The organism is Marinobacter adhaerens HP15 (genome assembly GCF_000166295.1).
GTDB classification, from domain to species: domain Bacteria; phylum Pseudomonadota; class Gammaproteobacteria; order Pseudomonadales; family Oleiphilaceae; genus Marinobacter; species Marinobacter adhaerens.
The window spans coordinates 1,803,230-1,823,591 of sequence record NC_017506.1 but is presented as its reverse complement, the minus strand read 5'-3'; the positions used below and the strand labels follow the sequence as shown (position 1 = coordinate 1,823,591).

General features: G+C 56.8%; 14 protein-coding genes and 1 pseudogene. 9 read left to right on the top strand and 6 right to left on the bottom strand.

Going from position 1 to position 20,362, the window contains the following annotated elements; translation table 11 throughout:
* Nucleotides 1-8: 8 nt before the first annotated feature.
* Nucleotides 9-1,529 carry a carbon-nitrogen hydrolase family protein gene (locus HP15_RS08585; RefSeq protein ID WP_008171577.1) on the bottom strand — a complete coding sequence of 507 codons (1,521 nt, stop codon included), beginning with the start codon at nucleotides 1,527-1,529 and terminating at the stop codon, nucleotides 9-11.
* 148 nt (nucleotides 1,530-1,677) lie between these two features.
* On the opposite strand from HP15_RS08585, the gene HP15_RS08580 reads away from it, so the two are divergent.
* Nucleotides 1,678-3,564, top strand: a complete 1,887-nt coding sequence (locus HP15_RS08580) for a methyl-accepting chemotaxis protein (protein ID WP_014577103.1) — start codon at nucleotides 1,678-1,680, stop codon at nucleotides 3,562-3,564.
* A 14-nt stretch (nucleotides 3,565-3,578) separates the two neighbouring features.
* Here the strand turns inward: HP15_RS08580 and HP15_RS08575 are convergent, their stop codons facing one another.
* Nucleotides 3,579-4,535, bottom strand: coding sequence for a type 2 periplasmic-binding domain-containing protein (locus tag HP15_RS08575; RefSeq protein ID WP_014577102.1), 957 nt, complete (start codon nucleotides 4,533-4,535; stop codon nucleotides 3,579-3,581).
* Between HP15_RS08575 and HP15_RS22350 the strand changes: the two genes are divergently transcribed.
* Together HP15_RS22350 and HP15_RS08570 are read left to right on the top strand one after the other, a co-directional pair.
* On the top strand, nucleotides 4,466-4,738 hold the full coding sequence (locus HP15_RS22350) for a hypothetical protein (protein ID WP_169702114.1): 273 nt from the start codon (nucleotides 4,466-4,468) through the stop codon (nucleotides 4,736-4,738). The two genes, HP15_RS08575 and HP15_RS22350, sit on opposite strands and share 70 nt — an antisense overlap.
* Nucleotides 4,722-5,276 (top strand): YiiD C-terminal domain-containing protein, encoded by a 555-nt coding sequence (locus HP15_RS08570; protein WP_041645218.1) that lies wholly within the window; start codon nucleotides 4,722-4,724, stop codon nucleotides 5,274-5,276. The genes HP15_RS22350 and HP15_RS08570 overlap by 17 nt, the downstream gene beginning before the upstream one ends.
* Nucleotides 5,277-5,281: 5 nt before the next feature.
* On the opposite strand, the gene recQ is transcribed toward HP15_RS08570, so the two are convergent.
* Entirely contained in the window at nucleotides 5,282-7,150 is a 1,869-nt protein-coding gene (gene recQ, locus HP15_RS08565; protein WP_014577099.1) for a DNA helicase RecQ, read from the bottom strand.
* Between the two features lie 217 nt (nucleotides 7,151-7,367).
* Here recQ and HP15_RS08560 point away from each other — a divergent pair, with 217 nt between their 5' ends.
* Nucleotides 7,368-8,564 (top strand): lysophospholipid acyltransferase family protein, encoded by a 1,197-nt coding sequence (locus HP15_RS08560; RefSeq protein ID WP_041645217.1) that lies wholly within the window; start codon nucleotides 7,368-7,370, stop codon nucleotides 8,562-8,564.
* Nucleotides 8,565-8,597: 33 nt separating this feature from the next.
* Nucleotides 8,598-9,256: pseudogene (locus HP15_RS08555) on the top strand (alpha/beta hydrolase).
* Nucleotides 9,257-9,275: 19 nt separating this feature from the next.
* Here the strand turns inward: HP15_RS08555 and glgP are convergent.
* Genes glgP through glgB form a run of 3 tightly spaced genes read right to left on the bottom strand, consistent with a single transcriptional unit; the run spans nucleotide 9,276 to nucleotide 15,207 of the window.
* Complete coding sequence (gene glgP, locus HP15_RS08550; RefSeq protein WP_169702153.1) at nucleotides 9,276-11,828, bottom strand: alpha-glucan family phosphorylase; 2,553 nt, start codon at nucleotides 11,826-11,828, stop codon at nucleotides 9,276-9,278.
* Nucleotides 11,829-11,860: 32 nt separating this feature from the next.
* Complete coding sequence (glgA, locus tag HP15_RS08545; RefSeq protein WP_014577094.1) at nucleotides 11,861-13,324, bottom strand: glycogen synthase GlgA; 1,464 nt, start codon at nucleotides 13,322-13,324, stop codon at nucleotides 11,861-11,863.
* Nucleotides 13,321-15,207, bottom strand: a complete 1,887-nt coding sequence (glgB, locus tag HP15_RS08540; RefSeq protein ID WP_041645216.1) for a 1,4-alpha-glucan branching protein GlgB — start codon at nucleotides 15,205-15,207, stop codon at nucleotides 13,321-13,323. The genes glgA and glgB overlap by 4 nt, the downstream gene beginning before the upstream one ends.
* Before the next feature lie 203 nt (nucleotides 15,208-15,410).
* Here glgB and glgC point away from each other — a divergent pair, with 203 nt between their 5' ends.
* The 4 genes from glgC to HP15_RS08520 all read left to right on the top strand — a co-directional run bounded on the left by glgC (nucleotide 15,411) and on the right by HP15_RS08520 (nucleotide 20,343).
* Nucleotides 15,411-16,676, top strand: coding sequence for a glucose-1-phosphate adenylyltransferase (gene glgC, locus HP15_RS08535; RefSeq protein WP_014577092.1), 1,266 nt, complete (start codon nucleotides 15,411-15,413; stop codon nucleotides 16,674-16,676).
* Nucleotides 16,666-18,393, top strand: coding sequence for a glycoside hydrolase family 57 protein (locus HP15_RS08530; protein ID WP_014577091.1), 1,728 nt, complete (start codon nucleotides 16,666-16,668; stop codon nucleotides 18,391-18,393). The genes glgC and HP15_RS08530 overlap by 11 nt, the downstream gene beginning before the upstream one ends.
* Entirely contained in the window at nucleotides 18,390-19,883 is a 1,494-nt protein-coding gene (gene malQ, locus HP15_RS08525; protein ID WP_014577090.1) for a 4-alpha-glucanotransferase, read from the top strand. Before HP15_RS08530 ends, malQ begins: the two co-directional genes overlap by 4 nt.
* Nucleotides 19,884-19,983: 100 nt before the next feature.
* Nucleotides 19,984-20,343 carry a PilZ domain-containing protein gene (locus tag HP15_RS08520; protein WP_049784470.1) on the top strand — a complete coding sequence of 120 codons (360 nt, stop codon included), beginning with the start codon at nucleotides 19,984-19,986 and terminating at the stop codon, nucleotides 20,341-20,343.
* The last annotated feature ends 19 nt before the right edge of the window (nucleotides 20,344-20,362 follow it).

The following is a 20,362-nucleotide window of genomic DNA, read 5'->3' as shown; positions in this document are numbered from 1 at the left end:
GGGCCAGTTTACTTGGTCTTCAATTCATACATATCAACGCGACGATCTTTCAGGTTAGTGACAGACCCCTCGTTACGCACCAGTTTCAGCTTTTCCAGGTCCATATCGGAGAACATGATCATCTCCGTATTCGGCGTGGTTTCCGCCATAACTGCATCGTGCGGGAAGGCAAAATCCGAAGGTGAGAATACGGCAGACTGAGCGTACTGGACGTCCAGGTTCTCGACTTTCGGCAGGTTGCCAACGCTACCAGTGACGACCACATAGCATTCGTTTTCGATTGCGCGGGCCTGGGCGCACTGACGAACCCTGAGGTAGCCGTTTTTGGTGTCGGTCCAGAACGGCACCATTATGATATCAACCTCCTGGCTGGCAGCAATACGGCCCAGTTCAGGGAATTCGATGTCATAGCAGATCATGATGGCGACCCGGCCGGCATCGGTCTCGAAGACCTCAAACTGGTTGCCGCCCTCGATCACCCAGTCGCGGCGTTCGTGGGGCGTGATGTGAATCTTGCGTTGCTCATCAACACGACCGTCCCGGTGGCAGAGATAGGACACGTTATACACCCGATCGTTTTCGATCAGCGGCATGGAACCGGTGATAATGTTGATGTTGTAGCTCACCGCCATTTCAGACATCTCTTCCCGGAACTGCTGGGTAAATCCGGCGAGGAAACGGATGGCCCGGGTCTGGTCCATCTGATCGGTCAGTCCCATCAGCGGCGCGTTGAAAAACTCGGGGAAGATGGCGAAGTCACTTTTGTAATCAGACAAGGCGTCCACAAAATACTCAACCTGCTCGAGCACCTCTTCAACCGAGGTGAATTCACGCATCTGCCACTGCACGGCGCCCAGCCTTATCTGAGTTTTCTTGACGCTCAGAACCGGGGAAGGTGGGGTATAGAGAATGTTCCGCCATTCCAGCAACGTCGCGTAGCCCTGGGATTTCTCATCCTCGGGCAGGTATTTGTGCATCAACCGCGTAACCTGGAAATCGTTCGAGAGCTGGAAACTCAGAATCGGATCGTAGATTTCCTTCCGATCGACCCGTTGAATGTACTCTTCGGGTGAATACTGTTCGGCGTATTTGAAGTAGCTCGGTATCCGCCCGCCCGCCAGGATGGCACGCAGGTTCATGGAGCGGCAGAGTTCTTTTCGCGCTTCGTAGAGTCGACGACCCAGGCGGTAGCCCCGATAGTCTGGGTGGATAAAGACATCCAGCCCATAGAGGGAGTCGCCATTGGCGTTGTGCCAGATTTTTTCGTTGCGGAGGATCAGATCGTCGTAGGTATGCGGGTTGCTGAAACGCTCGTACTTAACGCAAACCGTCAGCGCAACCGCAATAAGCTGGCCACTTTCCTCAATGCAGATCTGGCCGTCGGGGAACTGCTCCACCAATGCCTTGATGGTGTCCTTCGGCCAGGAGCCTCCGATGTCGTCGTATACCCGATCCATAAGCTTCTGAAGCTGATCGTAGTCATCAAGCCTCAGGTTTCGGAGGTTGAGGTGCAGTTCTTCATGGGCCATTCAGTTCGGCTCCCGTTCGTTATGGAATGAGGACAATCTCAGCGTCTGCGTCAATAATTAGAAAGTTTAACAGAAGCCGCTAAAGACTTCGCACCATGGGCCGAAACACACATTAACGAATATCAATTTTATTGCTGAGGACTCGACCGTGCAGCTGACATTCGGGCAAAAGCTCCTGACCGCTTTCGGTATTCTGTTGCTGTTAGTTATGGGGGCTTTTACGCTCTCTGGCGATTTACGGCTACAAAACACTACAGAAACCTATGTAAACGCGCTTATCGACGACACCGTGCAGCAGAGCACGTCGAGCATCGCAGAGTGGCTCAATACCCGGCTGGTTATGACTGAAGCCACGGCCAAAGCCCTGGAGAATGCCGAGAACGACGAAGAGGCGCGGGTTATTCTTCAGGCTATTACCACCGGCGGCGGGTTCCGGGATGTCTATGTGGGGCGTACCGACGGCTACATGCTGATGAAATCGCCGGAGGCGAATGCCACGCTGCCAGCGGATTACGATCCCCGCCAGCGACCCTGGTACAAGAAGGCCATGAGCCTCGGCAGCGCCTCGTTTACCGAGCCGTATCAGGATGCCAGCACCAACGACATGATCATCTCCACACTTGCGCCCGTGAAGCGCGGTGAATACGAGGGCGTGGCCGGTGCTGATATCGGCCTGGGCGCGATAGCAAAAACCCTGAGCACAGTCACACTCGCGGACACCGGTTACGCTGCTTTGATCAATGAGCGTGGCACCATACTGTTCCACCCACGGCAAAGCCTTGTCGGCAAGAACATCAGTGAGCTCATTGGCGGCAAGCCGGATCTTGGCGGGGACGCTCACGAATACAGTAATGATGACGGCAACTGGGAGGCCAGCTTCCATCCGATCAGTGAAGCGCGCGGCGTGCAATGGTATCTGGGGACGTTTGTAAACGCGGACAAGATCAACGCACCGGTCCAGAGCGCCAGAATGACTGGATTGATCATGGCCGTGATCGGCCTGATCGTTTCTCTGGTAATTCTGCATCTGGGCATCAAGGTCCTGATGGCGCCGGTTCGCCGCTTGAACAAGGCCATGGCGGACATTGGCAGTGGTGATGCCGACCTGACCCAGCGCCTGGACGACAGTGCAAGAGATGAGTTCGGTGAGTTGGCCCGGAGCTTTAACCAGTTTGTCGAGAACATCCAGACGGTCGTCCGGGATGTCCAGAAGGGTAGCGCCGAACTCGGGGAAAATGTCAGCTCGCTGAGAGATACCGCCAGTACCAGTCGTTCAAGCGTGGAGAGCCAGCAGGCCGAGATCGATATGGTGGCGACCGCGATCAACGAGATGTCGGCCGCTGCCGGCGAGATCGCCCAGAACGCACAGCAAACCGCGGATGCCGCCAACAACGCGGATGCGGACAGCCGGGCTTCGCTGGAGACCGTCGCTGCCTCCCGGGACGCCGTGCAGAAGCTCTCGAAGGAGATTAATGCGGCCGCAGAGGTCATCCACACGCTTGGCAAGGACGTTACGTCAATCACAACAGTGCTTGAAGTGATTCAGGGTATTGCAGAGCAAACCAACCTGCTGGCATTGAATGCCGCCATTGAAGCGGCTCGGGCCGGTGAAGCAGGGCGGGGCTTCGCAGTTGTGGCAGACGAGGTACGTAACCTTGCCCAGCGCACCCAGTCCAGCACCGAGGAAATCAACGACATGATTGAGCGTCTGCAGAAGGGCGCCAATGATGCGGTCGATGTCATGAATGCCTCAACGGCGGTATCCAATGTCAGCATGGAAAAAGCGCAGGACGCCATGGATGCCCTCAATCGGATTGCCGAGGCAATCACGTCCATCAGCCAGATGACGTCACAGATTGCCACAGCATCCGAAGAACAGACGTCGGTTACCGAGGAGTTGAACTCGTCGATTACCCGGATTGCGGATCAGGGCCAGGAAGCGGCCGCCGCGGCCACCGAAAACGATGTTTACAGCGGGCAAATTGAGCGCATCGGCACCGCACTGAACCAGAACGTGTCGAGGTTCCGGGTGTAAGCGCAGGGCGCCTGTTAGCGGCTTAGGACTTCAAGCCGACGACGCAGGTTCTCGAAGGTTTTGCGCCCAACGTAACGGGATTCTTCGCTCAGGTACGGGTTTTCGAGGGTAATGACCGTACGCTCGTCGAGATCAAGCTCTTTCACAGCGCGGGCGTAGTAGTGCCTGAGGAAATCATTGAAGCTGCCATCGTGGATGGCGCGCTCGATTCCCAGCTGAAGGCGATGGGCGGTTTCCTGGTCTTCGGGACCGACAAAGAGATAGGACGGCATCGGGTAGGCGATCAACAGATCAGGCTCAATTACCAGATTAGGATCCTGCTCCAATTCCAGGTCGTAAAGCACTTCGCTTACGCCCCTGGCAAAACACTCGAAGCGTTCATTACGCAACATTCCGAACAGTATTTCGTATCGGGAGTGAGTGACCACCGGAATACCGTTGGCTTCAAGCACCGGTGTGTCTGGCCAGTGGGCGCCCTGGCCAATCCGAATCTGACTGTCTCTCAAATCATCCAGAGTCTTGATTCCCGCAAACCGTGGCAGGGATTCCGGCATGACCACGCAAACCCGAAAACCGAGCAACCCGCCATCGACCGGAAACGGTATGGCGGTCAGGGATTTCTCCCGTTCTGCGGAGGTAGCAACATTGGCGATGTCAACTAATCGTGATTGGCCGTCTGTCAGTTCCCTCAGTACGCGGCCCTGGCTCAGCTCTTCACTTCTGATGATCTGAAATTCTCCGTACTCTGGCGTCTTCTTCAGAGCAAGCTCCACCAGGGCCCGGATGGCAGGGCTGTCGTAATTCCGGTACCAGAGTACGTAACCGCGCACGGCGGCTGCCTGCGACGCAGTGGTCGATGACGTTGTGGCTGAGAGCGGTCCTGCCGCAAGGCAGAAAGCCAATGGCATCAGGCAAAGAACCAGTTTTCGAAACCGGTGGAAGACCAGGGAAGCGGGCAGAGAATATTCCAAATCAGAGATCCTTTCTTACTATTGGAAAAACCGGCTATCAAGCAGTCATGATTCAGGCACGCATCCTCACTTTAGAACAGAAACTCAAAAATAAATCAGACAACATCCAAAAAAATTGTAAAACCTTCTTGCGAGCACTGAAGTCCGTTGTAATCATCAGTTCCCAATCAATTTCGGAGCTTGGCAATGGCAATTATCGATAATCTCATCGGAGCGACCGGTCAATGGGTGGCCAGTACCGACCCCAAGGCTACACTGGCCAGCCCTCTGGCCTGGCTGAAGAAAACGGGCGGGTACGCAGCGGTGAACAAGATCATCGGTCTGTCGATTCCTTTTGCACCACGGAACAACTTCAGCGTTGAGGAGGTCAGGCCAGGATATGTAAGAGCGAAAATCCGCTTGAAAGGCAACAAAAACCACTTCGGCAGCCTTTATGCGGGCGCGTACTTCCTGGTAGCCGAAATTCCCGGTGGCGTGCTGACCCTATTTGATCTGGGGCCTTCGTACACGCCGATTCTCAAGGAAATGACGTTGCAGTTTCTCCAGCCAGCCAACAGCGATGTCACTGTAGAATTCACCCTGGATCCCGAAACCGTGGCAGCCATTCTTGCCGACGCTGACGAGACAGGGCGGGCGAAATTCTCCCTGGAAGGCAAACTGGTGGACGAAGAGGGCAACCATGTAGCAACCTCCATCGCCCATTACCGCGTGCGGAAAAAAGGGTTTAAAGCAGAGGCCTGAATAATTCAGGCCTGTTCGAGGCCAGCGATGGTTTGCAGGAAAATCTCGCCGTATTTCTCAAGCTTGGCGGCGCCCACGCCGCTGACTTCCGCCAGCTCATCCAGGGTGCGCGGTTTGCGTTCCAGCATTCCAAACAGGGTAGTGTCATGGAAAATGACGTAGGGCGGCACGCCCTGTTTGTCGGCCAGCTCCTTGCGGCAGGCTCGAAGCGCCTCCCAGCCGGCCTTGTCGGTAATCTGTTCTGAGACCGGCGAACCCGACCGGCCGCCGTTTGCCCGGCCGGTTGTCTTTTTGATTTCCGGATCCTTGCGCAGCTCAATGGTCTGCCTTCCTTTCAGCAGTGGTCGACACTGCTCGGTCAACTGGAGCGCACCATAGCCCTCCGGATCTGCACGGAGGTAACCATTTGCCACCAGTTGCCGGTAGACCGATTTCCACTCGTTGGCACTCAGTTCGGTTCCAATGCCGTAGGTTGACACCTGGTGGTGCCCGGATTGGAGAATCCGCTCGTTTTCCGAGCCTCGCAGAACATCAATCAGATAGGTAACGCCGAAACGCTGGCCCGTTCGGAAAACGCAGGAAAGGGCTTTCTGGACGGCGACAGTTCCATCCCAGGTGTCCGGTGGATTCAGGCAGGTGTCGCAATTGCCGCAGGGTTGCTCAAGCTCGTCCCCGAAATAACGCAGCAGCACCTGACGCCGGCAACTGGTGACCTCACAAAGACCCAGCATCGCATCCAGCTTCTGCCGTTCCACGCGCTTGAAATGATCGTTACCCTGTGAGCTTTCCAGCATCTGGCGCAGTTTGATGACATCCTGCAGGCCATAAACCATCCAGGCCGTAGATGGCTTGCCGTCACGCCCGGCCCGACCGGTTTCCTGATAGTAGGCTTCAAGGCTCTTCGGCAGATCCAGATGGGCGACAAAGCGCACGTCCGGTTTATCGATACCCATGCCGAAGGCGATGGTGGCAACAATAATCACCCCGTCTTCACGCAGGAACCGCTCCTGGTGATGGGCACGCTGTTCCGAGGACAGGCCTGCATGATAGGGCAGAGCGGTATAGCCTTTCTGGGCCAGGGTTTTCGCGGTGGCGTCGACCTTGTTCCGGGACAGGCAGTAGACGATGCCGCAGTCGCCCTCATGTTCGGCTTTAATAAAATCCAGTAACTGTTTGTTCGCGTTTATTTTTGGCGCTATACGGTACTGAATGTTGGGGCGATCGAAGCCACTGACGAAGTGTCTTGCCTCTGTCAGTGACAGTCGTTCTGCAATTTCCTTTCGGGTTCGCTCATCCGCGGTTGCGGTCAACGCGATGCGGGGTACGCCCGGAAACTGTTCTGCCAGCATGCTGAGCTGAAGGTAATCGGATCGGAAATCGTGACCCCATTGGGACACACAATGGGCCTCGTCGATAGCGAACAGCGAGATGGAGGCGTCATGAAGCAATTCGATGGTGCGCGGCTGTATCAGTCGTTCAGGGGCGCAGTACAGAAGGTCAAGCTCACCGGTCATGAGCGCGTATTCAGTCGCCCGGGCCTGCTCGAAATCCATGGTTGAATTCAGGAACGCAGCCCGGACCCCCAGCTCTTTCAAGGCCGCAACCTGATCCTGCATCAGGGCAATCAGAGGTGAAATTACGATCGCAGTGCCCGAGCGAACCAGCGCCGGTACCTGGTAGCAAAGAGATTTACCGCCGCCCGTCGGCATGAGCACAAGTGCATCGCGGCCTTCCGATACTTCCCGGATGATGTCACCCTGAAGCGGACGGAAGGATTCATAACCAAAGACTTCGTGCAGCACCTGTTCCGGATCACGGCCCGAGGTGGTTGGGCGCTCGGTGGAAAGCTGTTCGAAATCCTGATCAAGATACATAGAATAACCGGTTGCTCGGCCTGGAGCCGCTGTATTGATTCGGGTGGAGTGCCGGGTTCGGCGCAATGGCGAATGATACCAGATTAACCCTGAGGATTGGCCAGCAAACCCACGGGCCGGGTGGAGGCAAACTAATCTAAGAAACGCTACAATACCGCGTTTTTGAACCACCGTTTCACGCCATACTGTGACAGACACTGATATCAACAGGGCTTCCATGCAGGAATTTGATGCCATCCGTCCCTATTCGGACGAAGAAACCGGCGCCGCTATCAACCGCCTGGTCAACGATCAGGAATTTCTGGATATGGTCGGTCGCTTCAAGTCACCGACTCTGGCCCGCTGGGCGCCGGCCATGTTGCGTGTATTTACCCGTCGCTGGTTAAACAGCCATTTTGGTCACTACACACGAGTCGATGATCTCCAGGCCGGGCTTTCCAGCTACGTGGGTGAGCTGGTTGAGAGCACAACCACACGAGTAACGACCAGCGGGCTGGAGAACCTCGACAAGCGCGGCGCCTATCTGTTTATTTCAAACCATCGGGACATTGTTTTCGACCCCATGGTGGTGAACTACCAGCTGTTCCAGAATGGTTTCCATACCACCCGAATTGCCATTGGCGACAACCTGCTTGCCAACCGGGTGTTCGCTGAAATGATGCGACTGAACAAGAGCTTTGTAGTGCGACGCAGCATGACAAGCCCCCGCGAGATGCGTGATGCCTACATCACACTCTCCGGCTTTATCAACCACAGCATCGATACCAATCACAGCATATGGATTGCCCAACGCGAGGGCCGGGCGAAGGACGGGCTGGACTTTACCGATCCCGCCATCATCAAGATGTTCTATATGAGCCGTAAGAAAAGCGGGCTCGGTTTTGACGAAGCCATGAATCGGCTGCATGTGGTGCCAGTTTCCATTGCCTACGAGTACGATCCGTGCGATGCCGACAAAGCCCAGGAGCTGGAAACCCGGGCCCGGACCGGCCAGTACATCAAGCGAGAGGGTGAAGATACCGAACAGATCATGAAGGGACTGACCGGTTTCAAAGGGCACGTGCATGTGCACTTTGGTGCGCCCATCCATGATTCACCGGATAACCCGAAAGATCTGGCCGCCCGTATAGATCGGGAGATGCATGCAAACTATCACCTGCATGCCTCCAACCTGGTGGCTTATCAGCAGCGTGGTCTTCATCCCCAGGCCCACGATACGCCGGATACCGTCAGCGATTCAGTGGTCACTGCCGAAACCTGGTCACCGGCGGAAATGGAAGCTGCTGAAGCCGAGATGGAGCGGAGACTGGAAGCCTGCGATCCGTCCATCCGGCCTTATCTGCTGGATATGTATGCCAACCCAGTGGTCACCGCGCTCGAGGCCAATGCCGAGAAATCCGGCCATTCCGAATAAACCGGTACATAATTTTCAGACATGAGGTAAACCGTGCAGGATCTTCAGTACATTGAGATTGAAACCGGGGAAACCCGACCGCAGCCGTCATCTGGCTTCATGGCCTTGGTGCGAGCGGCCACGACTTCGAGCCCGTAGTGCCGGAACTGGGCCTTCCGGAAGATACAGCGGTACGCTTCATCTTTCCCCATGCGCCCAATCTGCCTGTCACCATCAACGGTGGCATGTCCATGCCCGCCTGGTACGACATCAAGGCCATGGATATCGACCGCGTGGTGGATACGGAACAGTTGCGGGCGTCTGCCGATGCGGTCGCCAAACTGGTCGAGCAGCAAAAACAAAAAGGCATCCCGCCGGAGCGTATTATCATCGCCGGATTCTCCCAGGGAGGCGCCGTTGCCTATGAACTGGGGCTCAGCTACCCGGAAAGGTTTGGCGGTGTCCTGGCGCTTTCAACCTACTTCGCCACCGCGGACACGGTTCAACGCTCCGAGGCCAATGCCGATGTGCCGATCAGCGTGTATCACGGAACCTTCGATCCGATGGTGCCGGAATCACTGGGTGTGCGCAGTGTCGAAACCCTGAAGGAGATGGGCTACGACCCTTCGTATCAGACGTTCCCCATGGAACACAGTGTGTGCCTTGAGGAAATACAGGACATCGGCCGATTCATTCGCCGGCACCTGCTTTGAGTCACCGCCATGCCCTGGGTCAGACCCAGAGCATGGCGCCCATCTCTAACGGATGCGTCAGTGATTCGTGATAGGGGTACATCCTGAGCCTGAGAGTCTGCAAGCCGGGATAGGGTGGTTGCACGCGGGTGGAAAACACGGTTCGCCCCTCCGCTTCGCTTTCCTTATCCAGCAAGAAACTGTCGGGCCCCGGGCTGTTATGGGTGCCGGTGCATTCTGGGCTGACCAGGCACTCCACCCGCACATCCTCCGCTGACAGGCCATTGAGCCTTGCCTCGACTCTGAGTTCTACGCCGCCATCATGGGGGCAGGCAGCTTCGACGCAGCCAACCACGTTTAATTCCACTCCTGGCCAGGCATGCCTGACCCTTGCCTTCCAGTCTGCCAGTCCTTTGGCAACCTCGCCGTTGTCGGCCATCAGCAAAGCACCCTGGGTTGATGCCGGCTGGTAATAGTTATTGACGTAGTCCATCACCATACGCCGGGCGTTAAACCTTGGTGTGATCGACTTCATCGAAGCCTTGGATCGCTGGACCCAGCCTTTCGAAAAGCCCTGGGAGGCGCGCTCGTAGTAGAGGGGAACCACTTCGAATTCGAGCAGATCGATCAGGTCCCGGGCCTCTTCCTCATTCCGGAATTCAGGGTCCAGTTCGGTATCCCTGGGAGGGATGCCCCACCCATTTTTGCCGTCATAGCCTTCGCCCCACCAGCCGTCGAGCACGCTGAGATTAAGAGCGCCATTGAGGGCTGCTTTCTCTCCGGAGGTGCCACTGGCCTCTTTCGGGTATTCCGGTGTGTTCAGCCACACATCGACGCCACTGAGCAGCCTGCGGGCCATGGCCTGGTCATAGTCCTCCAGGAGAATCAGGTGCCCCATCAACGAAGGGTGCATGGAAAGGTCGTGGATTACCTTGATCAGTTGCTGACCGGGTTTGTCCTTGGGATGGGCCTTGCCGGCAAATACCAGGACCACCGGGCGGTCCGGATCGGTCAGGATGCTTTCGAGGCGTTCCAGGTCCGAGAAGATCAGCGTCGCGCGTTTGTAGGTGGCGAACCGCCTTGCAAACCCGATAACCAGCGTGTCTTTTTCCGAGGAAACAAGCTGCCGGGTCATCCTGTCAGTGACGGAATGGCCGGTGCCGTTGCGTTTATGCTGGCGCTTGAGCCGCTGGACAATGTATTCGCCCATTTGCTGTTTCAGGGCCTTGTGAACGCTCCAGTAGTGATAGTCCGGGATCTGGTCGATAAACTTCCAGAATTCCGGGTTCCGGAGTTCACTTTTCCACGTGGGCGCCTGTATATCGAACAGGCTGGACCATTCCGGCGCCAGAAACGTCGGTACGTGCACACCGTTGGTAATGTACCCGATAGGGTTTTCTGCAGGCGGCACTTGGGGCCAGATATCGCCCTCCATCAACGAGGCGACACCACCGTGAATCCGGCTCACCCCGTTGTGGAAGCGAGAGCCGCGCAGGCCCAGACTGGTCATGTTGAAACTGTCCCCACCGTCCTTCGAGCCCAGGGCAAACACCTGATCAAAATCCAGGGCAGATTCCTCGATATATCGCCCCAGGGCATGATGAATGAGGGAGCGTGGAAAGATGTCGTGGCCGGCCGGTACCGGCGTATGCGTTGTGAACAGCGTAGCGCCGGCAACGGCTTCAAGCGCGGCCTCGAAACTCAACCCGGAAACCATGGTGTGCCTGCAGCGTTCCAGAATCTGGAATGCGGCATGGCCCTCGTTGATATGCCAGACGGTCGGCTTTAGGTGCAGCGCCTCCACAACCCGGGTTCCACCAATGCCAAGCAGCATTTCCTGGCTGATCCGCGTGGACTCGTCGCCACCGTAAAGCTGGAGCGTGAGATCCCGGTCTTCCGGGCCGTTTTCTTCGGTATTGCTGTCCAGCAGGTATAAGCGGATATGGCCGACGCGGGCTTCCCACACCCGCGCCACAACATCACGCCCGGGGAAGGGGACGGAGACCTTGAGCCACTTGCCGTCTATCTCCACCGGTGAAATAGGCAATTCATCGCTGGAATGGGACTGGTAGCGCGCAATCTGCTGACCGTGGGCGTCGATACTCTGAATAAAGTAACCCTGCCGATACAACAGACCCACAGCGACAAAGGGCAGGGCCAGGTCACTGGCTGCCTTGCAATGATCGCCGGCAAGGATGCCCAGGCCGCCGGAATAGATCGGAAAACTTTCGTGGAAGCCGAATTCGGCACAGAAGTAAGCCACCAGGGCCTGTTCCGGATCGAGCTTCTCCGTCACTTCCGGGCCCGGGCCAGCCTCCAGATAGGCATCGTAGCTACTCAGGACCCGACGATACTCGGCCAGAAACGCCCGGTCTTCAGAGGCTTCATCGAGTCGATCCTGGGCAACCCGCCGCAGGAAAAGCTTCGGGTTGTGCTCGACTTTCTGCCATAGCGGTAGGTCAATACGGACAAACAGGCTTCGAACGCCGTGGTCCCAGCTGTAGAACAGGTCATTGGCAAGCTCTTCCAGTCGTTCCAGGGGTTCGGGAAGCAGGGGATGAGCTTCAAGTCGGAATTCCGTTGCTTTATGCATGTTGGTTGCCTCCAGGCGGGCAAGCGCTCGCACTAATCCAGCTGTTGTTGGTCACGTTCTTTGAGAATACGTTGATACAGATCGCCATAGGTGCGAGCCCGCTGTTTCCAGGAATAGTCGATCGCCATGCCGTTGTCCTGCAACCTCCGCCATTGCTTACGTTTTTCAAAAACCTGTAGCGCGCGGTTTACGGCAGCCAGTAACGAATCGGCATTGGCGCCGGTAAAAACGAATCCGGTGGCCTTGTCGATGCCAACCTCCTGAGGGTCCTTGACCGTGTCTGCCAGCCCGCCAACACCGTGCACCACCGGAATCGTGCCGTACCTGAGGCTGTACATCTGGTTGAGCCCACAGGGCTCGAATCTCGAGGGCATCAGGAACAGGTCACAGCCGGCCGTGATGCGGTGGGATAGCCCCTCGTTGTAGCCCAACGTGAGAGACATTTGCCCCGGCCATTGCCGGGCAAGGCGTTTCAGGGGCTCCTCGTAACTGGCTTCACCGGAGCCAAGAACGACAAACTGGCAACCCTGTTCCAGCAAGTGCGGCATCACCGAAACCAGCCAGTCCACGCCTTTCTGTTCAACCAGTCGCCCGATGAAGCCCAGTAGTGGACCGCCGTTTACCTCCAGCCCGAGCTCTTGCTGCAGGCCGGCCTGGCACTGCGTCTTGTTCTTCAAGTGATCCCGGCCATAGTGGAAGGACAGTTCAGGGTCCTCCTCTGGATTCCAGACCCGGTTATCGATGCCGTTGAGAATGCCGGTGAGCGCGTCCTGGCGGTGTCGGAGCAAACCATCAAGTCCATTACCGAATTCCGGGGTCTGGATCTCGAGCGCATAGGTCGGGCTGACGGTGGTGATTCGGTCACTGAAAACCAGGCCGCCCTTGATGAACGAAAGCTGCCCGTAGAATTCAAGCTGCTCGAGGTTCCAGAGCGAATCAGGCAGACCCAGGGCACGGAAAGTCTCGTGGGAGAAGAGTCCCTGGTAGGCGAGGTTATGGATGGTAAACACAGTGCCGGGCCTGTCGTGGTAGGCCTCTAGAAATACCGGTATCAGCCCGGTTTGCCAGTCGTTGCAGTGAACCAGATCCGGTCTCCAGGACAGGCCTGCCTCTCCCATGGCGATCATGGCGCCGACCTTTCCGAACAGCTCAAAGCGATGGGCATTGTCCCACCAGTCTCTGCCTTCCTCGTTCTTGTAGGGGTTGCCAGGGCGATCAAACAATGGCGGACAGTCCACTAGCCATAGCGTGACAGCGGTGCCGGGCAGTCGGGTCTGCCAGAGGCTCACATTGTATTGCCCCAGCTGAAACCGCGCCTTCCTTCGGGAGCCTGCCTTTCTTGCTGCTCTCAAAGCATCGGGATAGCCCGGTAGAAGTATCTGTACGTCGTATTCCAGGCGGCAGAGCGCTTCCGGCAAACTTGCAGAAACGTCGGCAAGACCGCCGGTTTTCATCAAGGGATAAACCTCACTGGTTGCAAACAGCACCCGGATCATAAAGCCGGCCTCAGAATGATCGCGCCCAGTGGTGGCAGGGTTAGTTCCACGGACCACTCACGGTTCATCCAGGGCTGGGCATCCGCAGGCATGGGGTAGGGATTTCCCAGATTACTCCCACCGTAATACTCTGAATCGGAATTAAAAATTTCCCGCCAGTTGCCACCTTCAGGCAGGCCGATCCGATAGTGGTGTCTGGGCATGGGTGTGAAATTAACGACAATCACCGAGGTTTCGCCCTTGGCGGTGCGCAGGAAACTGATCACTGACTGGGGGGAATCATGGCAGTCAATCCACTCGAAACCATCCGGCTTGAAGCAGGCGCCATGTAACGACACCTCCCGCCGGTAGATACCGTTCAGGTCCTGAACCAGCTTTTTAATACCCTGATGCTCCGGGTAGGCCAGTAGAGACCAGTCCAGTTCCCGGGATTCACTCCACTCCCGCCGCTGGCCGAACTCACCGCCCATGAAAAGAAGTTTGGCGCCCGGGTAACTGAACATGTAGGTAAAAAGCACCCTCAAGGTAGCTCTCTGTTGCCATTCGTCGCCGGTCATTTTGTTGATCAGGCTACCTTTGCCATGAACCACTTCGTCGTGGGAAAGCGGCAGCAGGAAATTCTCCGAGAAGGCATAGAGCAGCCCAAAGGTCAGCTTGTCGTGATGATACTGACGATACACCGGATCCTGTGCCAGATAGTCCAGGGTGTCGTGCATCCAGCCCATGTTCCATTTCAGGTTGAACCCGAGTCCGCCAATTTCCGGTGGCCGGGTTACACGCGGCCAGGAGGTCGATTCTTCCGCACAGACCAGCGTTCCGGGGAAGCGGCTTTGGCAGACCTGGTTCAATTCCCGCAGGAACTCAATGGCTTCGAGGTTTTCATGGCCTCCATGCACGTTGGGCTCCCATTCGCCTTCCTTGCGGGAGTAGTTGAGGTACAGCATGGAAGCCACCGCATCCACCCTGAGCCCGTCGATATGAAAGGCGTCCAGCCAGAACAAGGCACTGCCGATCAGGAAGTTCCGCACCTCATGCCGGCCATAGTTGTAGATGAGTGTGCCCCAGTCCTGATGGCGCCCTTTGCGGGGATCTTCATGTTCGTAAAGCGCGCTGCCATCAAAGCGGGCAAGGGCGTGTTCATCGGTCGGGAAATGTCCCGGTACCCAGTCCAGAATCACGCCGATGTTGTGCCGGTGGCATTGGTCCACCAGATAACGAAGATCGTCCGGCGTGCCGAACCGACTGGTGGGCGCGTAGTATCCGGTGGTCTGGTATCCCCAGGATTCATCCAGGGGGTGTTCGGTGACCGGCAACAGTTCAATGTGGGTGAAGCCCAGTTCGAGCACATAGGGAATGAGTTGGTCGGCCAGTTCCCGATAGGTCAGCCATCGACCCGAACCGTGGTGGCGCCAGGAGGCGGCATGAACCTCGTAGATGGAGATGGGCGAATCCTGCCAGTTCCAGCGACCCCGCCGGGCCAGCCAGTCGCCATCGCCCCAGCCAAAGTGGCCGCGCTCGGTGACTACAGCAGCGGTGGAGGGCCTGAGCTCGAAAGCCTGTCCATAGGGATCGGTTTTCAGGATCTGCCGGCCTTTGTCCGTTGTGATGGCGAATTTATAGAGAGCGCCGTTACCGATGCCCGGGATAAAGCAGGACCAAACCCCCGTGCCTTCATGCAACGACATGGGATGGATGCCCGCGTTCCATTCGTTAAAGTCACCGGCAACACTGACTGCGCTGGCGTGGGGCGCCCAGACTGCAAACCGGACACCTTCCACACCTCGGTTCCTGCAGACATGGGCACCGAGCACGTTGTAAATGTGCCAGTGTCGACCCTCGGCAAAAAGGTGGAGGTCGAATTCGCTGAGCGTTGGACTGTCCATAGACCGTGCTGTTCCTGACCAGATGAGGCGCTTTGGGCGTCCCTTCATTGGACGCGAAAGGGCCTGTTTAAAAAATGACCCAAAACAAGTTTACGTCATAATTCCGTGCTAGTGTTCTACTATAGTTTAAGGCGTCAAAAACGTGGCAAACCCTTGCGGTTAAACGACCGGTTACAGGGAAGGTTTTCTTCAGGGAAGCAGCTATGCAAACGGCCAAGCGTTTCGTCAGTCGTCTCACTCGTCAGACTCTTGCACTGGTTCTTGCCGGAGGGCGGGGATCCCGCCTCCACGATCTCACCAAATGGCGGGCCAAACCGGCGGTGCCCTTTGGAGGCAAATTCCGGATTATCGATTTTCCACTCTCGAACTGCATAAACTCCGGGATCGGGCAGGTTGGTGTGATCACCCAGTACAAATCCCATTCCCTGATCCGCCATATCCAGCGGGGTTGGGGGTTTCTCCGGGGAGAACTGGATGAGTTCGTAGAGCTCTTACCTGCGCAACAGCGGATCGAGACTTCCTGGTATGAGGGAACGGCAGACGCTGTGCTTCAGAACCTCGACATCATTCGCAGCCACCAGCCAGAGTATGTGCTGATTCTTGCGGGTGATCACGTGTACAAGATGGACTACGGCACCATGCTGGCCCATCACGTGGAGAATGATGCCGATATTACCGTGGGCTGTATCGAAGTACCTCTCGATGAAGCCTCGGCATTCGGGGTGATGTCGGTAGATGACGAGTTGAGGGTCACCGAGTTCGTCGAGAAGCCCGAACAGCCCAAGCCAATGCCGGGCCAGCCCGGAAAGGCGCTGGCATCCATGGGTATCTATGTGTTCAGTACCCAGGTGCTCTTCGACGAACTCATGCGCGACCAGCAAATGGATGGAGAATCGTCTCACGATTTCGGCAAGGACATTATTCCCTCCGTCATCAAGCGTCTGCGGGTGGTCGCCTTCCCGTTCCGTAATCCGGTTGAGAACAAGCCGGCCTATTGGCGCGATGTGGGCACCGTTGACGCACTCTGGCAGGCAAACCTGGAGCTGATCGGAATCAGCCCGGAGCTCAATCTCTATGATTCCCACTGGCCGATATGGACCTATCAGGAACAGCTGCCGCCGGCAAAGTTTGTTTTCGATGATGACAATCGACGGGGCATGGCTGTGGACTCCATGGTGGCCGGCGGCTGTATTGTCTCCGGCGCTCTGGTGAAGCATTCCCTGTTGTTTTCGCAAGTTAAGATTCATTCTTATAGTGAAATCTCGGATTCGGTCATCTACCCGGATGTCGAGATTGGCCGTCACTGCCACATCCGCAATGCCTTGATTGATCGTGGCTGCCGCATCCCCGAAGGGACGAGGATAGGTTTCGACGAGGCCGATGACCGGAAGCGGTTTCATGTATCGCCCAAAGGTATTGTGCTGATCACGCCCGAGATGCTCGGGCAGGATTATCCCCATGGTCTCTGACACCAAAACACCGGTTGTACTCTGCTGGCACATGCACCAGCCGTCTTATCAGGATATGCGCACCGATCAGTTCCTGTTTCCCTGGGTGTACCTTCATACCATCAAGGATTACAGCGACATGGCGGCGCATCTGGAAGCGAATCCGGACGCCAGGGCGGTAGTCAATTTTGCCCCGGTACTGCTTGAGCAGATCGAGACCTACCTGATCCAGATTGAAAAATGGCGCCATGGCGCCGGCGAGATCGGCGATCCTTTGCTCGCAGCTCTGGTTGCAGAACAGTTGCCGGAAACCGGAACGCCTGCGTTTCTGGGATTGATCGAAAAGTCTCTGCGGGCCAACCGGGAACGGATCATCAATCGGTATCCGGCCTACGCGCAGTTGGCGGAGCTTGCAGAGGTTTACCGCAAAAAGCCCGAGCTGCAGAGATACATTTCAAGTCGGTTTCTTTCCGACTTGCTGGTTTGGTACCACCTTGGCTGGATGGGAGAAACCATCCGCAGAAGCAGCCATTGCATCCAGAGCCTTCAGGAGAAGGGCCACAACTTTTCGATGGATGACCGGAAGGCTCTTCTCGACGTGATTTTTGATGTGCTATCCGGCATCGGCCCAAGGTACCGGCATCTTGCGCAAAAAGGGCAGGTGGAGTTGTCTGTCAGCCCCTATACCCATGCCATGCTCCCTCTGTTGATTGACCTGGGTGCTGCCCGCGAGGCCATGCCGGATATCGCTTTGCCAGCACACAGCCATTATCCGGAGGGTGAAGCGCGCGCCGCGTGGCAACTCCAGCAGGCCAGGGCCGTTTTTCAGCGCTTCTTCGGTGTTGATCCCTCCGGCTGCTGGGCTTCCGAGGGTGGTCTCAGCCAGGCCACACTGGGCCTGCTGGACCAACATCAATTCCGATGGACTGCCAGCGGAGATTCTGTGGTGCACAACAGCCTCAATCTGGCCCGGCAGGACAACCCGGATTTGCTCGATGCCGGGATTCACCAGCCCTATACGTTCGGCGAATCGGATACCGCCGTCTTCTTCCGTGACGACGGTCTGTCGGATCTGATCGGTTTTACTTACGCAGACTGGCACGCCAGGGATGCCGTTGGCGACCTGGTGCATCACATGGAAAACATTGCGGGGCAGGCCAAGGGCAAGACGAAGCCGGTGATTTCCGTGATCATGGATGGCGAAAATGCCTGGGAGTATTACCCCGAGAACGGTTTTCACTTCCTCGACGAACTTTATCGGGTACTGGCAAACCACCCCCGGCTCAGATTGACCACTTATGCCGATCTGGTGGCGAACCCCGTAGCCGCGCCGGTTCATTTGCCGCATCTTGTGGCCGGCAGCTGGATTTACGGTACGTTCTCCACCTGGATCGGTGACCCGGACAAGAACCGGGCCTGGGATCTGCTCTGTGAAGCCAAAACCCACTTCGACCGGGTGATGGACAATGGCAGTCTCAATTCGGAGCAGAAAGCAGCCGCCATGCAGCAACTGGCTATCTGCGAAGGGTCCGACTGGTTCTGGTGGTTTGGTGACTATAACCCGGCCCAGATCGTCAGCGACTTTGAGCATCTGTATCGCCGCCACCTCGTCAATCTCTATGAAATGATCGGCTACCCGGCCCCGCCATCCGTGTTCCAGAAGCTCAGCCAGGGCAGTGGAGAACCGGCTCGCGGCGGTACCATGCGGCCGGGCCATGAGGCGGATCATCCTGCATGACTTCAGCGAACGACAAGGATCTGTTCAGTGCCCGAAGGGCCGGTGTGCTGCTTCACCCGACCTGCCTGCCCGGAAGCCTCGGTGTTCTGGGCGCCGGCGCCCGCCGGTTCGTCGATTTTCTGGCCGACAGTGGCATTACCGTCTGGCAGACACTGCCTATTGGACCAACACACCAGGATCTTTCACCGTACCAGTCCCTGAGTGCCCACGCGGGCAACCAGGATTTTATTGACCTCGCTGAACTGCTGCAGACTGGACTGCTGGCCGACGCTGAACTGGCCCAGCCCATCGCCGAATCCCGCCAGCAGCTGCTGGCTATCGCCGCCCAACGGTTTTACGAGGGCCATGCCACAAGCCGGAAGGGCCTTGATCTGGCCGGATTTGAAGGTTTCCGGGCAAGAAATGATTACTGGCTGGATGATTTCTGTCTGTTCTGCGCAATCCGGGAGGTTCAGGAGTCGCCAGGCTGGCTCCAGTGGCCAGAGCACTTGAGGGATCGGGAGCCGGCTGCCTTGCAGGCCTTTGTCGACCAAAACCAGGCCAGACTGGCTCGCATCAGGTTTGAGCAGTTCCTGTTCAACCACCAGTGGCAGGCACTCAGGGACTATGCACGAAGCCGCAATGTTTTGCTGTTTGGTGATATCCCCATTTTTGTCGCTCAAGACAGCGCCGATGTCTGGGCCAACCGACAGTTCTTCAAACTGGACGCCCGGGGCGAACCCACTGTGGTTGCCGGTGTGCCGCCGGACTATTTTTCCGAGGAGGGCCAGCACTGGGGTAATCCACTCTACAACTGGCAGGTTATGGCGGAAGATGGCTACCAGTGGTGGCTTCAACGGCTCGAAAGCCAGCGCCATCTGTTCGATCTGATCCGGATAGACCATTTTCGGGGGCTTCAGGCCTATTGGGAGATCCCGGCAGAGGCTCCTCAACCACGAAACGGCTATTGGGTTCCCGGCCCCTCTGACCATTTTCTACAGGCCTGCTTCGACCGCTTCCCGGATTTACCCCTGGTAGCCGAAAACCTCGGCATCATCAGCGACGATGTGGAAGAACTTCGTCATCGCTTCCGCCTGCCAGGGATGACGGTGATGCAATTTGGCTTCGACGGCAGCCCAAACAATCCGCATCTGCTTCACAACCACCAGCCCCGGGATCTTGTCTACACCGGCACCCACGATAACGACACAACACTGGGGTGGTACCGCAGCCTGGATGACCGTACCCGGCACTATGTGAACGATTATCTGGCCACCAGTGGTGATGGGATGCCATGGCCGGTAATTGAAGCGGCGTTCCGTTCGGTCTGCTCATTGGCCGTGGTGCCGATGCAGGATTTCCTCGGTCTTGGAACCGAGGCAAGGTTCAATACGCCGGGCACCATTACAAATAACTGGACATGGAAACTGGACTGGAATTTTCCCGAGAAAGACTTGTCGAAAATAATCGCTGAATCGGTAAAACGACATGGGCGCCTTCCTCCGGTCTGAGCATTTTTTGATCAGCATCAAAGAGGCGGGCCCCAACCTTCGATATAACACACAAGCAGTATCAACAATTGGCGTTCAAGATGAGTCACGAGGGGGGAACATGGAACACAGACTCAGTAAACGCGTACAGGGAAAGCTTGGGCTGTTGGTATACAAGCGCGGGATGCCGGTTGCGACCGGTCAGATTCGCGATGCCTCCAAACGTGGTCTGTTCATTGCCACGGACTACACTGACGTTCAGTTAAACCAGACTGTGGAGCTGGAGTTCCGTTTTCCGGATACCCAGGAAAAGCGGTTCCGTCGGCTGAAGGCCCATGTTGTGCGGAAGTCAGACCGTGGCCTTGGTGTCGATTTTGAAGGCGTCGAGAACGACAGTTTTACAATTTCTTCACTGATCAACTGGCTTAAAAACCACCACATGCCAGTCAATTATTTTCCTGCCCGCAGGAAACAAGCCTGAAGAACACCCAAGGGAGAGG